Below are 15010 nucleotides of genomic sequence, written 5' to 3' on the forward strand. Positions count from 1 at the left end.
GACCGGAGCGGGTGCGGGCGGCCTCGCCGCGCAGCGCCGTCACCAGGCCGTGGTCCCGGACCCCGTGCTCTGCCAACCGCAGGGCCAACTCTGCGGCCAGCGTGTCCATCTCCAATTGGGTACGCAGAAGGGCATTTTCGAGGTCTCGGTGTCGTGCGGTCCCCACGATTCGGGCGGCTGCGTCGTGCACGGTGGTCAGGAACTCGGCGCCGTGCGCGGGATCGAGCAGTCCGGTGGCGTGGGCACTGGTGACCAGCGACTGCGCCGCATCGAGATCGATGCTCAGGGCGGCGGCGACATCCGTCGGCCCCAGGTCCGGACTCAGCGAGGTGACGAGCAACGTATCGAGTAATGGGCCGTCGGTGCGGCGCAGTCGTTCGGTGAGGGCGTTCTGTACGACGGTGGCGACATCCGCGGCTGCAGCAGTGCGTGCGGCGGCCACCAGGAAGGGTAAACCGGCTGTGGCCGAGACGATTTGGTTGACACGAGCCGTGTCCTGGGGATCCGTGTGCGCGGCGACCTCGGTGCGGGGCAGCGGCCTGAGAGCCAGTCGCGGGTTCTCCCGTTCGATGGCCGTCATGAGTTCCCGCAACGCCGGAACGGCATCGCGCGCTTCGGCGGCGACCAGCACCGTGGCGGTGGGCTCGGAGACCAGGGCGGTGAGGGCGCGCAGATCCTCCGCCGGCAACAGATGGGCGTCGTCGACAACAACCGCGACGGCGGTATCACCATCGGTGGGCGGTCGGCTGCGAACATCGATTCCGGTGTTGCGCAGGATATTACGTATCTCCGCGAGGAGAGAGCTCTTGCCGGTGCCGATTCCCCCGGTGATCAGCGTTTTCAGTGGCGTCGCCGGAACATTGCGCACGGCGGCGAGCAGGGCCGACCACCGTCGCAGATCCGCGGGGTCGGCGGTACTCATCCCACGTCCGGGGTCACGGGCACCACCGGTTCGTCGGGCGGAACGGGTACATCCGGTACATCCGGCACATCCGGCACATCAGGGATGGTCGTGGGTGGCGGCTCGACGGTGGTGGGCGGCGGCGGGGTGGTGGTCGGTGGCGGCTGCGTCGTCGTCGGAGGCGGCGTCGTGGTCGGCGGTGTGGTGGTGGTGGTCGGCGGTGTGGTGGTCGTAGTGGTGGTGGTTGTGGTCGTCGTCGTGGTTGTCGGCGACGTGGTGGTCGGACTTGTGGTGGTGGTGGTGGTGGGCGGAGGCGGCGGTGGCACTTCCGAAGTGGTGATCTGGCCGTTGTCACCGGTGATGGTGACCGTTTCGGTGGTCTGCGGAACCACGGGTGGGGGTGCACCCGATTCGGTTGGCAGCGTTGTGGTTTCCGTGACCGGTCCACTGTCGGTGCTGGTGCCGGTGAGGGTGATGGCCAGCCCGCCAACGGCCAGCAACGCCGCGGCGGCGGCCGCCCCGAACAGGACCGGCGGCCGCTTGAACCAGGGCAGCGGCGGGGGCTCCATCACGTACGTCTGCTCGTCACCGTGGTCGAACTCGACCGCGGGCCGGGCGCTGGTGGCCCCCTGCTGGACATAGGTGTCGGCGGTGTAGTCCTCGCCGGTGTAAGGCACCGGTTCACCGCTCGGCGAATCGTCGTCGGACCACGCCAGCGCCCGGAATGTCGCCGACGGTGAACCATCAGAGGCGGATTCGGCGGCAGCCGCACCGGCGGTGCCGGCGGCCCAGGCGGCCGGGGCGAGCCCGGTCGGAAGGTCGGCGGCATCCACCGATGTCGCCATCCCCGTCGGTGCGTCCGGTGAAGGGCCTTGTATCGCAATGACTCCGGCTCCGACGGCGGCAGCACAGCCGGGGTCGGTGGATGTCACGACCGGCACCCGCAGCTCTTCGGAAAGCCGCTGGGTGATCAGCGGGATCGCCGCGCCACCACCGACGGTGGCCACCGCCGACAGGGAAGCGGCCGGAATCCTGTTGTGTTCGAGCAGGTCTCCGAGGGCATCGAAGAACCCGGCAAGGGGCTCGGCGAGCAGTGTCTCCAGCTCGCTGCGGGTGATCCTGACGTCGGAAGTGGCCGTGGGCAACTGGACCGGGATCACGGTGGCGGTCTCCGCGGACAGGCGTTCCTTGGCCAGCTTGCACTCGCCCCGTAGCCGCGTGAGGGACCCGACCGCTGCGGTGCCTGCGGTTTCGGTGGCGCCGGCGTCGGAAATACCGGCGAGCACATGGGTGAGGATGGCCTGATCGATCTGCTCGCCGGAGAAATCCGGATACCGCACCACTTCGCCGATCGGGGCCAGGCCCGCCCCCGCGTCGGCCAACGCCAATGTGGTTCCGTTGCCGCCGAAATCGCAGAGTGCGACGACGCCGCCTTCCGGCAATCCGGGCTCGGATTTCAGTGCGGCCAGGGCCGCGGCAGTATCGGGGATCAGCTCGGGGGGTGCCCCGGCGGCGAACAGGCCGGTTTTGGTGCGCAGCGCAGCGCGCAACGCACCGATGGTGGCCGGTCCCCAGAAGGCCGGCACCGCGATCGCGACATGGGACGGCGCCCCGCCGTCGGCCACCGCGCGGGCCATCGCATCCAGCGCTTCGGCCGTCAGCTCGTCGCCACGATGCGCCGATCCGTCCTGGGCGACCAGGGGTACCGGGTCCCCGACACGCTCGACAAAACCCCACATCACCTGGCCGGATTCGGTCAGTTCGCGGTTCTCGCTGGGCAGGCCGACCTCCGGCGCGCGATGCTCGAACAGGGTCAGGACCGCCCGGCGCGTCACCGGGGCCCGGCCCGTTCGGTTTGCCACCAGGTTCGTCGCCCCGATCGACAGGCCCAACGAGTCGCTCATATCGCCCACCTATATCTACCGGCGCTCATATCGGCCCTCACCTTAGCGGTTGACCGGTGCCACTCCCGGTACGCCGGGCCGAAATCCCCGTATGAACGTCGATCCCCTATTGGGGGACCCCCTAATGGCTCGTGGCCGGCGGTGGGTTGTGCACCGATCCGGGCGGGGCCGCGGGCCAATAGCATCAACAGCACTGGTCGGACCATGGGTATGAGGGGAGATGACGTGAGATGGCAAACGAACTCTTGGATTTTGTGATGGCGTTGGTGCGTGATTCGGAGGTGGCGGCTCGATACGCCGCGGATCCGGCACAGGCCATTGCCGACGCCAATCTCACCGACGTCACCAGTGCTGACGTCGACAACCTGATCCCGATGGTGTCCGACTCCCTGTCCATGGCGGTGCCCGCGTTCGGGGTGGAGGCCGCCTTCGACGACGTGATCGACAGCAATGTCTGGACCAGCGGTGCGGCCACGGCTGCTTTTGATGCGTTCACGCCCATTGACGTGCCGGCCCACGTCGGCGGCACTGGGGAGGTCATCACGGTTCCCGATGCCGTTCCCGACGTCTCTGTGCCCGAGCTCGACACTCCCGCCGACGCCCTGTTGGCCAACGAATCGGTGCTGGTCACCGACATCGACGCCGATCCACTCCCCGGAGAGCATGCCCCCTGGGACCAACCGGTCACCGATTTCCCCACGCCCGACGACGGGCATGCTGCCTTCGATCTCTTCGACTAGGGATTCCACGACTCGACACCCGGCCGCCGGCAACGCATCTGCGTTGCCGGCGGTTTTGTCTGTGCAGGTAGAGCGGTTTCGATGTCGATTTACCGAACCCCCTAGTGACCCCCTAATCCCCTAATGGCGGGGGTTGGGGCGGCCCGGAACCGGTAGTTGCAGGCAGGGGATTGCGCCCCGTTTCCGGGGGCTCCTGGCGTCCATAACGTGTATCTCAACGCACCGGACATACCGGAGCAGGCAAGCGAAAGGCTCTCACATGAACATCATCGATTGGATCCTCGACCTGTTCCGCAGCGAAGACATGGCACGCGCCTTCGTTGCTGCCCCCGAGCAGGCATTGCGCGACGCCGGCCTTGCCGGAGTCTCGGCGGCCCAGCTGGGCGCGGTGGCCTCCACCGCAGTTCCCGGCCTGGTCCTCGGCGACGGCGACCCCATCGTCGGCCTGCAGCGTGCGGTGTCGAACAACTACGGATTCGCCCCGGCTACCGGCTACTCGCCGGCGAACAGCCTGCTGTCGCCGAGCTTCGCGCCGCAGACCAACACCGAGTTGGCCAGCCGTAACAACACCGACCTGCTCAGCGGCAACCACGTCCCGATCGCCAGCCCAGACCAGAATGCGGGCGCCAACGCCCAGAACGGCGCCTTCAACTTGGGCTTCGGCGACATCACCTTCGGTAACAAGACCTCCAACACCGCCACTGACGGCGGCGTGGTGATCGACGGCGACAACCGCGGCGACATCGTGACCGGCGACGGTGCGGTGCTGGGTAACAACAACGACGTCAACAACGGCGACGTGCTCGCAGGCACCGGCTCCAACGTCAACATCGGCCGCGGCGACATCGACGACGACAGCACGACCGTCACCGGCGGCGGTTCGGTCATCACCGACAATGACGGCCCGGTGTTCCAGGACGTCGACGCCTCCGGCGGCCACGGCGGCAATGCCAGCGGCGGTGGCAGCCTGATCGGCATCGGTGGCGGCAATGACGGTGGCAACGCCGGCGGTGGTGGCATCATCCTGGTCGACAACCGCACCGACACCACCACCGTCGGTGGCGATCAGACCCACATCCGCGGCGATTACGGCAGCGGCAACTCGGCCGACACCACCCAGTACACCCAGGTGGAGACCGACAGCAGCACCACCGTCACCGACAAGTCCGACAACTCCAGCAGTTCGCTGTTCGACACCGACCTGCTGAGCAACAACGACACGGCGCTCTCCCACGAGACGTCCTTCTCGAACGACCAGAACTATTCCAGCGACATGTTCAGCAACAACAACACCGGGGTCTCCACGGATCTGTTCGCCCACAACGACTCGGCGTTGTCCGCCGACACGTCGCTGGCCAACGAGCCGCAGACCAGCGTCAGCCACCACGGGTTCTGATCTCGGAGCCGCGGACACGGCGGGGACCCTCGCGGTCCCCGCCGTTTCGCGGCCTACGGTGAACTACGTCGTCGACAGGAGAGCCACGTGACGCAACCGGATGACGCCCGGACCGCCGACCCGCGGAAGGTCAAGGTGATCGCCGAACTCATCGACCACACCGCCAAGATCGCCGACCTCAATGATCGCGGTGACTTGCACCAGCGCTTGCAGACCGCCCGCGAGCGCATCACCGACCCGCAGATCCGGGTGGTGATCGCCGGGCAACTCAAGCAGGGCAAGAGTCAGTTGTTGAACTCTCTGCTCAACATTCCGGTGGCGCGGGTCGGTGATGACGAGACCACGGCGTTGGTGACCATCGTGTCCTACTCCGAGCAACCGTCGGCGCGGCTGGTCGTGGCGCCGGGCTCTGGCCAACACCATGGCGGTGCCGAACCAGAGGTCATCGAGATCCCGGTCGCCGAAGTCCAGAACGACCTGCGGCGCGCGCCACAAGCGGGCGGACGTGAGGTGATCCGGGTCGAGGTGAGCGCCCCCAGCCCGCTGCTCAAGGGCGGGTTGGCATTTGTCGACACTCCGGGTGTGGGTGGTCACGGCCAGCCGCATCTGTCGTCGACGCTGGGTCTGCTGCCGGACGCCGATGCGATGCTGATGATCTCCGACACCAGCCAGGAGTTCACCGAACCCGAGATGCGGTTCCTCCGGCAGGCCTACGAGATCTGCCCGGCCGGTGCTGTGGTCGCCACCAAAACCGACTTGTACCCCCACTGGCGCCAGATCGTCGACACCAACGTCGGTCATCTGCAGCGCGCCGGTCTGGCTGCGCTGCCGGTGATCCCGGCATCATCGCTGCTGCGTAGCCACGCGGTGCAGCTCAACGACAAAGAGCTCAACGAGGAGTCCAACTTCCCGGCGATCGTGAAGTTCCTCTCCGACACCGTGCTGTCCCGCGAAAATGATCGGGTGCGAGACCAGGTGATCGCCGAAATAGCCTCTGCGGCAGAACATCTGACTCTTGCGGTGAGTTCGGAGCTATCGGCCATCAATGATCCCGACGATGTGCGGCGGCTCACCGAGGATCTGGAGCGGCGCAAGGAGGAAGCTCAGGAAGCCCTGGCGCACACCGCCCTGTGGCAGCAGGTTCTCAGCGACGGCATCGCCGACCTGACCGCCGATATCGACCACGATCTACGATCGCGCTTCCGTAACATCACTCACCACACCGAGCAGGTCATCGACAACTGCGACCCCACCGTGCACTGGGCCGAAATCGGTGCGGAAGTGGAGGACACGGTGGCCACCGCAGTGGGGGACAACTTCGTCTGGGCTTACCAGCGGGCCGAAGCGCTCGCCGAGGAAGTGGCCCGCACCTTCGTCGAAGCGGGTCTGAACGCGGTGAAGATGCCTGAGATCAGCGCCCGGGAGATGGGGGCCGGTTTCGACGGGCTCAAATCGTTGGCGCGCTTGGAATCCAAACCGATCGGTGTGGGGCACAAGGCGATCACCAGCATGCGCGGCTCCTACGGCGGCATTTTGATGTTCGGCATGTTGACCTCGGTCGCCGGTCTGGGCATGTTCAATCCGTTGTCCTTGGGTGCCGGTCTGTTGTTGGGGCGCAAGGCCTATCGGGAAGATCTGGAGAACCGGCTGCTGCGCGTGCGTAACGAAGCCAAGACAAACCTGCGCAAGTTCGTCGACGACGTGATGTTTGTTGTCAGCAAGGAATCCCGCGACCGACTCAAAGGTGTGCAACGCCAACTGCGGGACCACTACCGCGATATCGCCAACCAAACCACCCGATCGCTCAACGAATCACTGCAGGCGGCGATGGCTGCTGCGCGTCTCGAAGAGACCGAACGCAACACGCGCGTCAAAGAACTCGAACGTCAGCTCAACATCCTGCGGCAGGTCACCGAGAACGTCGACAAGTTGCGCGGTGTGCGCGCCTGAATCACGGGCTCAGCGTACGGGTTTGGTTGAGTCGAGGCCGGTTCCGTGACGTTGTGGTGGTCTGATCGCTGTCCTGGGTGCGCGAAGTTCGAGGTGTCCTGGTGGTGGTGGGTGACTCGCTGGGGCTGGACTCCGTTGTCGACTCGTCCGGAACGCCGATTTCGGTGGTGGACAGTTGCACGCTCGTCGGGAAGCTGGAGGACGTCTCGTACGACGGGGTGGCGATGAACGGTTCGGTGGTGCGCAACGTCTGACCAGTGGTGGGCACCGTTGTCCGCACCGTCGACGTCGTGGGGCGGCTCCACTGGTCGGACATGGTGATCACGGTGAAGACCAGACCGCCGACCAGCGCAAGGCCGGCGACGCCGGCCGCCCAGAGCGCCGCTGAACTTCGATACCACGGATCCGGCGGTTGATCCGGATCTGGATTCAAATGTGCGGCCACGGGCGCCGATCCTAGCGAGCTTGTGGTCGGCGGCAACTTCTCGGGCGGCAGCTGGCCGTACACTCAGGCGGCAATGAGCACGAGTGATCAGGTGCGCGCCATCCTGGCGGGAACAGTCCGCGCCTACCAGGGAGAGCCCGCCTTCCGGCAGCGTCCCGACGTGTTCAACGAGCTGAATCGGATCGGGTGGCGGCTCAACCAGCCGATCCGGATCGCCCTCGCGGGCACCCTCAAAGCCGGAAAATCGACGCTGGTGAATGCGCTGGTGGGCGAGAACATCGCACCGACCGATGCCACCGAAGCCACCCGCATCGTCACCTGGTTTCGGCATGGGCCCACCCCCAAGGTGACGGCAAATCACATCGGGGGCCGGCGCACCAATGTCCCGATCACCCGCGATGACGGGTTGACCTTCGACCTGGGCAGCCTCGATCCGGCCCAGGTCGCCGACCTCGATGTCGAATGGCCCGCCGCTGAGCTGATCGACGCCAGCATCATCGATACCCCCGGCACGTCCTCACTGTCACAGGATGTGTCCGAGCGGACCTTGCGCCTGCTGGTGCCCGACGACGGCGTTCCCCGGGTCGACGCGGTGGTGTTCTTGCTGCGCACCCTCAATGCCGCCGATATCGCGCTGCTCAAGCAGATCGGCGAGCTGGTCGGCGGCTCCTCCGGAGCTCTCGGGGTGATCGGGGTTGCCTCGCGCGCCGACGAGATCGGCGCCGGCCGGATCGACGCCATGCTGTCGGCCAAGGACGTCGCGACCAGGTTCACCGCCGAGATGGACAAGACCGGGATCTGCCAAGCGGTGGTTCCGGTGTCCGGTCTGCTGGCGCTGACCGCGCGCACTCTGCGGCAGAGCGAATTTGTTGCGCTCGAGAAACTGGCTGCCGTCGATGCCACCGAACTGAACAAGGCCATGCTGTCGGTGGACCGGTTTGTCCGCGAGGACAGCTCGCTGCCCGTCGATGCCCCCACCCGGGCCCGGCTGTTGCACCGCTTTGGCATGTTCGGTTTGCGGATCTCGCTGGCGGTGCTGCGGGCCGGGGTGACCGATTCGGTGTCGTTGGCCGACGAACTGCTGGAACGCAGCGGGCTGGTGGCGTTGAGAGACGTCATCGATCAGCAATTCGCGCAGCGCTCGGAACTGCTCAAAGCCCATACGGCGCTGCTGTCGCTACGGCGGTTCGTCGAGGTCAACCCGATCCGCGCGACGCCGTACATCATCGCCGACATCGACCCGCTGCTTGCCGACACGCATGCCTTCGAGGAGCTGCGGCTGTTGTCGGCGTTGCGGTCGCGGCCGACGACGCTGACCGATGACGAGATGGCGTCATTGCGCCGCATCATCGGCGGGTCGGGTACCGATGCCGCGAGCCGGTTGGGGCTGCGACCGGAGGAACCGTATGACGGCCCCCGTGCCGCGTTCGCGGCTGCCCAGCGGTGGCGTCGCCGCGCCGAGCACCCGCTCAACGATCCCTTCACCACCAGGGCGTGCCGGGCCGCGGTGCGCAGCGCCGAGGCGATGGTCGCCGCGTTCGCCCAAGCGGGCCGGCGGATCTAGCCGCTCAACTCAGGCCCTCTGGGCGAGTCGATCGACGCCGATGCGGCGGTCGGGCTAGGCGCCGTCTTCCGGTGCCGGCTCCACCGGCGGCGGCTGGGTGACGGTCTCGGTTTGAGTTTCGGTCTGGGTGACCGTGCTCGGCGGCACCGTGGTGGTGGTCGTCGTCGTGGTCGGTGTGGTGGTGGTCGTGGTTGTTGTCGTCGTGGTCGGCGGCGTGGTGGTGGTCGTGGTTTCCGTCGGTTGGGTGGTCGACGGGGGAACCGTCACGGTTTCGGTCGGGCCCGGCGCCGGGACGACGGGCTGTGCCGGCGGTTCCTCGCCGGCTGTTGTGGTCGGCGTGCTGGTTGTGGTGGTGTCGGTGGTGCTCGACGAATCATCCGACAACCCGACGATCGCGTAGATCACCAAGGCGATGAGGATGACCGCGGCGGCGCCGATACCAACCAGGGCGGCCGGTTTCCGGTACCACGGCGTCGGCTCCGGTGCGGGTGGTTGACCGTAGTCGGGCTGGTAGCCGTAGTCGGTGGGGTATTCCGGCTGCTGCTGGTACTCGCTGTAGGCCTCCCCGCCGGTGTTGCCGGCGCCGCCATAGTTGGCGTACTGCGTCGGGTCCTGGTCGGGGTACTCGTTGGAGTCGTCATTGCGCGCCACGGCCCGATAGTAGCGAGATCAGCGGTTCCAATTGGGATTGCGACCCGCGGTGGGGAAGTTCCGTGTCGGGGGTTCGTTCGTCGGCCCCGATTGTTCAGTCGGTGCCGCGGTCCGACGGGTCCACGTGCTGCGCGGTCGCTGGGTCCACTGCGGCTGCTGCGGGCGCAGCGTGGTGCGGTTCTCGGCCGACGGTGGCGGTGGCGGCGGCGGAGGAGGAGGAGGAGGAGGCGCGCTGGTCGGCGCCAAGGTCGGGGTGGTGGCGGGTGGCGTCGTGGCAGGTGTGGCCGTAGGTTCCGCGGACGGGCTGGGTGCGACGAACTCATCGGGTGTTTGATCGCCGGAACCGTTCGTCAGCAGCAAGGCGGCCGCGACGACCATCGCGATCAATGCAACAGCGATGGCACCGAATGCGAGCTTCGCCGTCGGCCGTCGATGCCAGGGCTCATCGGACCGGAACGGGGGCGGCGGGGCAAAGGCTGTGGGCGGAATCCGCAGCGCTGGATCGGTGCGGAGGTCGTCTTCGTGGTCGCCGGAGGCGTACTCGTCGCCCTGCCAAGCTTGGTCGGCGTCATCGGATTCTGATGTGGCGGTGAAGAACCCGGCCGGTTCGGGCTCGTCGGTCGCCGGTTCCTCGGGGGCCGTGGCGGGTTCGGTGACTGTTGGTGGGCCGGGCAAGGGTTTGTCGGCAGCTTCGTCCGACGGCGCAGTGCCACGGAAGAAGCCGGCCGGAGGTTCGCCGGCCGGCTGCGGCGGACGTGACGGCGGCACCCGCGTGGGCGGCGGCGGTGACTCCGGCGGTGTATCGCCGGAGTCACCGAAGAAGCCTGCACCTTCGCCATCTCGGTCCGAGGAAAAGAAACCCGCGTCCGGTGACACCGGATCGGAGGACGGGCCCCGAGTCGAGCTGTCGGGGGCCGCCGAATCCGCGGGGTCGGGTGCGTCTTCGGTGTCCGGATGCCCGCCGAAGAACCCGGCCCCCTGCTCGGGTTCATGTGTAGCCACGGTCACCGAGTTTAACGGTGCCGCCTGGACAAATGCGGGCCAAAGGAAGTTAGCCCAGTTGCCGCAGAACTCCGTCGGCAAACAGCTCGAGGTGATCGAGGTCCGACTGGTCCAGCACCTGCAGATAGATGCGCTGCACACCGGCCTCGATGAACTTTCCGAGCTTGTCGACGATCTGGTCCGGCGTGCCGACCAACGGAGTGTTGGTGTGCAGCTCATCGACCTCGCGGCCGATTGCTGCAGCGCGGCGGGCTACTTCGGCGTCGTCGCGGCCGGCGCACACCACAAAGCACGCCGAGTACGTCATCGAATCGGCGGCCCGGCCCGCGGCACCGACCGCGGCGGCCACTCGCTCGAACTGCGTGGAGATCTGCTCGAGCCCGGCGAACGGCACGTTGAACTCCGAGGCGAACTTGGCCGCCAGTTCGGGCGTGCGCTTCTTGCCGAGGCCGCCGATGATGATCGGCGGTCCGGGCTGCTGGGCCGGCTTGGGCAGGGCGGGGGAGTCGCTGATGGAGTAGTGCTTGCCGGTGAAGTCGAATTTCTTGCCGACCGGTGTCGACCAAAATCCGGTGATGATGTCGAGCTGTTCGGCCAGGCGCTCGAACCGTTCCTTCAACGGCGGGAACGGGATGGCGTATGCCTGGTGTTCTTCTTCGAACCAGCCGGCGCCGATGCCGAAATCGACACGGCCACCGCTCATTTCATCGACCTGGGCGACGGAGATGGCCAGGGGGCCGGGGTAGCGGAACGTCGCCGAGGTCACCATCGTCCCGAGTCGGATCTGCTGGGTGTCGCGGGCCAGGCCGGCCAGCGTGACCCACGAGTCAGTGGGACCGGGCAGGCCGTCGCCACTCATGGCGACGTAGTGGTCGGAGCGGAAGAAGGCCGAGTAGCCCAAGGCTTCTGCGGCACGCGCTACGGCTAGTTGGTCGGCGTACGAAGCGCCCTGCTGAGGTTCGACGAATACGCGGAAGTCCACCGTGCCAGCTTAGGGGCCTCAGAACGTTTCGACGCCTTCAGTGGCGATGAGCATGCCCCGGCCGGTGCTGTCGTTGGTGAAGCGGGTGCCCGCGCTGTCAGCGGCAATGGTCCAGCCTGCGGCCCGGTAGGTGCGGTAGTCGAGGGTGACCGCCGGGATGTTGCCGAGGTTGCCGAGGACCCAGTGGAGCTGGCCGTCTGCGGTGACGCTCACTCCGTTGGCGGGCGTGCCGTCCACGGAGGGGGCGTTGTCGAACGTCGATTCGCAGCCGACGGTCTGGCGGTTCACTTGGCAGCGGGTCTTACCGGACTTCGTCTGGAGAAAGACGTACCCCTGCTCGTTGGTGGGTAACTGTTCTACGGCAGCGGGGGGTGCGGCCGTGGCGGTCGGCGGCGGGCTCGGGGCCGGTTGGGCAGCGGTTGTCGACGGGAGCTGCGGTGCCGCCACTGGTGGGCGTGATGTCGGGAACTCGGGCTCGATGTGGGAGGCGATGGGTTCGCCGTCGATCACCGTCGAGCAGCCGGCCAATGCGGTTGCGGCGATGGCGCAGACGCTGGCCAGAGTCCATTTCCGGAAGTTTGTCACCACATGTCAGCGTATGCCCCTTGTGACGCATGTGGATCATGTGGCGTGGTTGCGATTTGCTAACGGAAAAGGGACACCCCTGGTTGGGGTGTCCCTTCTGTGGTGCTGCGGTCAGCGGACGTCGACGTAGACCGTCTTGGTGATGACGGGGGCGAATTGCCTGTCGTATCCCGTGTAGTTCTGGGTGTTCTTGGCGTTGTTGTTGGAGTGGGTGAAGGTGGGGCCTTGGCCGACAGAGACGACGTGGGCTTCGGCGAGCGGGGCTTCCGAGAGCCGGTTGACGATGACTTTGTACCCCTGTGCCTGGAGGCTGGAGATGGTGTCCTGGGCGTTTCCGGCGCCGGTGGGGGCGGCCAGCGCGGGCGCGGCCAGCCCGAGGAATCCGGCGGTGAGCGTTGCGGCGATGGCGGTGGTCAATCCGAGATTCTTCATTGTTCTGGTTCTCTCTTGATTCGGTATGTCGAATCGGGGCTCTGCTGAGCGACGGTTCCGACCGGTTGAGGAAGCTTGTTCTTTTCGGTCTGGTTGTTAGAACGGGCTTGGGCGGCAATTTCATCTCTGTTGGCAGTGATTGGCTGGTGAGTGGCAGAAATTGTGTGGCGAGTGGGCTGAGAAGCTGGCACTGGCGCGGTTCGGGGACGCCGGGCCTCGGCACGGCCGGTTGGCTGCTACCCGTCCTGAGCGGTTTGTCTGGCCGCGTCCTTGATTGCTGGCGCGCGCCGTCGCTGTGAAGCCTCGTGCCATCGGACGGCAGCCGGCATGTTGCCGTTCAGCCGGGGTAGTGGACGCTCAGTAGTCTTCGGCGCGGGTCAGTGCTTCGGGCCGGCCCGCAGATGTCATGACGTTCTCGACGTTGTCTTGCAGGCTGCGTAGAAACAGGTCCCGCATGGGCTCGGGCTGAGCTTCGTTCCGGTAGTGCGCGGCGACGTTGTAGGAGAGGCGCTTGCCGTCGCCACCGACCAGGGGTAGCCATCGCCAGTTCACGGACTCAGCGCCAGCGAGAGGACCTCGGTAGGTTTCCCGGCCCGTGCTGTCGCGGCGGTAGTCGAACTGCAGCGCAACGTCGGAGGGGAGGATGGGCAGTCCCAGTCCGGCGTAGGCGCCCATGATGAGGACTTTGCTCTCGAATTCGGCCATGGCGACTCGTAGCTCGGCATTGGGATTCACCGCGCGATCGAGGTAGGTGCGTGATCGGGTGTCTGTGGGGGCGGTGAGTACCGCCGTTCTGCTGGCCTGCAGTTTGTGTAGATCGACGTAGTCGCCGTCGACGAAGGCCGAGATATCCACTCCCGGAAGGGGCCTGGTGGGAACCATTATCTCCAACCAGGCCGTGTAGACGATCTGCTGACGCAGGGATTGTTTGAGGTCGGCGACGCCACTGATGTCGGGCAGGTCGATGCCGATCACGACGTCATAGCTACCTGCAACCAGTGGACGCAACGCCCTCGAGATGAAGTGGCCGATCGACCGATGGTGTTCTCCGAGGACGCTCAATTCCACCGTGTAGTCGGGGCGCATGTTCGCCGCGGCCGGAAGCACTGTGGCGCTGTGGTGTGGCAGGTATCGCACAACCAGGCCATGTCGTTGATTCAACAACGCTTCTTGCATGTCCAAGATCTGCCGAAACACCTCGGCCACGTGAATTCCCCGCGCGGTGAGCTTGTACCCTCCTCCTCGCGGCGTGAAATACAGTTCGTCGTCGAAGCGGCTGTTCAAGTCACTCAAGATGGTGCGTAACGTCGATTCTGGCTTTCCGGTGCGCTGCGCACACAGCTGCAATGATGATCCGGCTTCGAGAAGCTCGACAAGGACCTTCATTCGTTTGGGTCGTAGATGGTCGAGCACCTTCTCCACCCGGGCGAAGGTCGCCTTGTGCTCACGGTGCTCGTCGAGCTGTTCGGCAGTCACACTTTCGGCATCGTGTGGGGCACGGTCATTCGCCTCGGTGTTGGCATTCGTATTCACTGGTCCCCCGACCATTGCAATCGCGAAGACATCGTCTGGTAGACGACGGGTTGGACTGGACGCAGATCCTACGGTCCTGGGCGCGTAATTCTGTCAGTCAAGATCGCAATCCCATTACGAGGCCGTGAAATGCGTGGTTCAACGGAGGCTACCTAGGCGCCGGATGCGCTTTCGCGTCGAAGGTGCGAAGTCCTCGTTCCAGGCGACGAACTCGTGCCAATCTTTGCTGCAGAGGCGATTCCCGCTAGAAACTGCAGTTCAGCGAGGGTAAGAGTTGGGGTGGCTGCTTGCGGCAGCCACCCCATATCAGCATCGAAAAGGTTGGAGACCTGCAATGCCGAACGGCACGAAACTAGCACCACCGGGCGTACCGAGTGGTGGAAAGATGTGGACATTCAATTCGGCGCGGGGCGGCTGGGAGCTGCACCGGCTGCCGGAGGTCAATCCGGTGAACGTTGCCGCGGGTGGTTTCCTGACCCATTTGGGTGGAATTGCGCTCCCGATGGTGTCGCAGTACCTGCTGATCGCCTCCGGCGTCTTGATAAGCATGGTTTTGCGGGGACGGTTGGGTGCGTTCTTGATGGCCAGCGCGAATGTCGCGATTGTTCCGGTGATCGTTCGCTACATTCCTGACGGCGCCGAGCACCTGGCGCGGATCGATCACGCCAACTTCGGGCCGGTGCTCACCCTGGTGGCTTGCTTGGCAGGCGCCGAACTCTTACGGGTGCTGTACCGGCGGTGGAGCAGGAACTTGTGCATCCCAGTGTTGTTGGTGCCCAAGACCACTCAACTCGCCTGAGTTTCTCGACCTCCAACCTGGGACAGAAGTGGGGCCGCCCTTCGGGGTGGCCCCACTTCGCAATTTTTCAGCCGGACTCGGCGATCTACGGGCAGAGGGCACCGCGCTACCTCGCCGAATGGACGG

13 protein-coding genes and 1 pseudogene are annotated in these 15010 nt (G+C 66.0%); 5 read left to right on the forward strand and 9 right to left on the reverse strand.

Annotated elements, in window-relative coordinates; genetic code table 11:
- Positions 1-922 (reverse strand): annotated as a pseudogene (locus tag WBB07_RS27810) (isoniazid response ATPase/transcriptional regulator IniR); the annotation flags it as partial.
- The gene (locus WBB07_RS27815; RefSeq protein WP_526312690.1) at positions 919-2805 is read right to left on the reverse strand and encodes an Hsp70 family protein; all 1887 of its coding nucleotides are present in this window, start codon (positions 2803-2805) and stop codon (positions 919-921) included. The pseudogene WBB07_RS27810 and the gene WBB07_RS27815, both read right to left, overlap by 4 nt.
- Positions 2806-3035: 230 nt before the next feature.
- Between WBB07_RS27815 and WBB07_RS27820 the strand changes: the two genes are divergently transcribed.
- The 3 genes from WBB07_RS27820 to WBB07_RS27830 all read left to right on the forward strand — a co-directional run bounded on the left by WBB07_RS27820 (position 3036) and on the right by WBB07_RS27830 (position 6891).
- Positions 3036-3545, forward strand: coding sequence for an Rv0340 family IniB-related protein (locus WBB07_RS27820; protein WP_526312692.1), 510 nt, complete (start codon positions 3036-3038; stop codon positions 3543-3545).
- Positions 3546-3804: 259 nt separating this feature from the next.
- Complete coding sequence (locus tag WBB07_RS27825; RefSeq protein WP_526312694.1) at positions 3805-4941, forward strand: IniB N-terminal domain-containing protein; 1137 nt, start codon at positions 3805-3807, stop codon at positions 4939-4941.
- Between the two features lie 87 nt (positions 4942-5028).
- Complete coding sequence (locus WBB07_RS27830; protein ID WP_526312696.1) at positions 5029-6891, forward strand: dynamin family protein; 1863 nt, start codon at positions 5029-5031, stop codon at positions 6889-6891.
- A 1-nt stretch (position 6892) separates the two neighbouring features.
- On the opposite strand, the gene WBB07_RS27835 is transcribed toward WBB07_RS27830, so the two are convergent.
- Positions 6893-7336 (reverse strand): hypothetical protein, encoded by a 444-nt coding sequence (locus tag WBB07_RS27835; protein WP_526312698.1) that lies wholly within the window; start codon positions 7334-7336, stop codon positions 6893-6895.
- 73 nt (positions 7337-7409) lie between these two features.
- Between WBB07_RS27835 and WBB07_RS27840 the strand changes: the two genes are divergently transcribed.
- Positions 7410-8900, forward strand: a complete 1491-nt coding sequence (locus WBB07_RS27840) for a dynamin family protein (protein ID WP_526312700.1) — start codon at positions 7410-7412, stop codon at positions 8898-8900.
- A 54-nt stretch (positions 8901-8954) separates the two neighbouring features.
- On the opposite strand, the gene WBB07_RS27845 is transcribed toward WBB07_RS27840, so the two are convergent.
- From WBB07_RS27845 to WBB07_RS27870, 6 genes are all read right to left on the reverse strand, one after another.
- A complete protein-coding gene (locus WBB07_RS27845) occupies positions 8955-9551 on the reverse strand; it encodes a hypothetical protein (RefSeq protein ID WP_526312702.1) in 597 nt (198 codons plus the stop codon).
- A gap of 18 nt (positions 9552-9569) precedes the next feature.
- A complete protein-coding gene (locus WBB07_RS27850; RefSeq protein WP_526312704.1) occupies positions 9570-10553 on the reverse strand; it encodes a hypothetical protein in 984 nt (327 codons plus the stop codon).
- A gap of 49 nt (positions 10554-10602) precedes the next feature.
- Complete coding sequence (locus WBB07_RS27855) at positions 10603-11535, reverse strand: LLM class F420-dependent oxidoreductase (RefSeq protein WP_526312706.1); 933 nt, start codon at positions 11533-11535, stop codon at positions 10603-10605.
- 18 nt (positions 11536-11553) lie between these two features.
- A complete protein-coding gene (locus tag WBB07_RS27860; RefSeq protein ID WP_526312708.1) occupies positions 11554-12120 on the reverse strand; it encodes a hypothetical protein in 567 nt (188 codons plus the stop codon).
- 111 nt (positions 12121-12231) lie between these two features.
- A complete protein-coding gene (locus tag WBB07_RS27865) occupies positions 12232-12552 on the reverse strand; it encodes a hypothetical protein (protein ID WP_526312710.1) in 321 nt (106 codons plus the stop codon).
- A gap of 357 nt (positions 12553-12909) precedes the next feature.
- The gene (locus tag WBB07_RS27870) at positions 12910-14028 is read right to left on the reverse strand and encodes a hypothetical protein (protein WP_526312712.1); all 1119 of its coding nucleotides are present in this window, start codon (positions 14026-14028) and stop codon (positions 12910-12912) included.
- Between the two features lie 442 nt (positions 14029-14470).
- Here WBB07_RS27870 and WBB07_RS27875 point away from each other — a divergent pair, with 442 nt between their 5' ends.
- Positions 14471-14884, forward strand: a complete 414-nt coding sequence (locus WBB07_RS27875) for a hypothetical protein (RefSeq protein WP_526312714.1) — start codon at positions 14471-14473, stop codon at positions 14882-14884.
- The last annotated feature ends 126 nt before the right edge of the window (positions 14885-15010 follow it).

The organism is Mycobacterium sp., assembly GCF_049647605.1.
GTDB lineage: Bacteria > Actinomycetota > Actinomycetes > Mycobacteriales > Mycobacteriaceae > Mycobacterium.

What these genes read in the sequence shown, in the direction of transcription:
- WBB07_RS27875 (WP_526312714.1), top strand. Translation starts at nt 14,471, where the DNA reads ATGTGGACATTCAATTCGGCGCGGGGCGGCTGGGAGCTGCACCGGCTG.
- WBB07_RS27815 (WP_526312690.1), bottom strand. Translation starts at nt 2,805, where the DNA reads ATGAGCGACTCGTTGGGCCTGTCGATCGGGGCGACGAACCTGGTGGCA.
- WBB07_RS27825 (WP_526312694.1), top strand. Translation starts at nt 3,805, where the DNA reads ATGAACATCATCGATTGGATCCTCGACCTGTTCCGCAGCGAAGACATG.
- WBB07_RS27865 (WP_526312710.1), bottom strand. Translation starts at nt 12,552, where the DNA reads ATGAAGAATCTCGGATTGACCACCGCCATCGCCGCAACGCTCACCGCC.
- WBB07_RS27820 (WP_526312692.1), top strand. Translation starts at nt 3,036, where the DNA reads ATGGCAAACGAACTCTTGGATTTTGTGATGGCGTTGGTGCGTGATTCG.
- WBB07_RS27840 (WP_526312700.1), top strand. Translation starts at nt 7,410, where the DNA reads ATGAGCACGAGTGATCAGGTGCGCGCCATCCTGGCGGGAACAGTCCGC.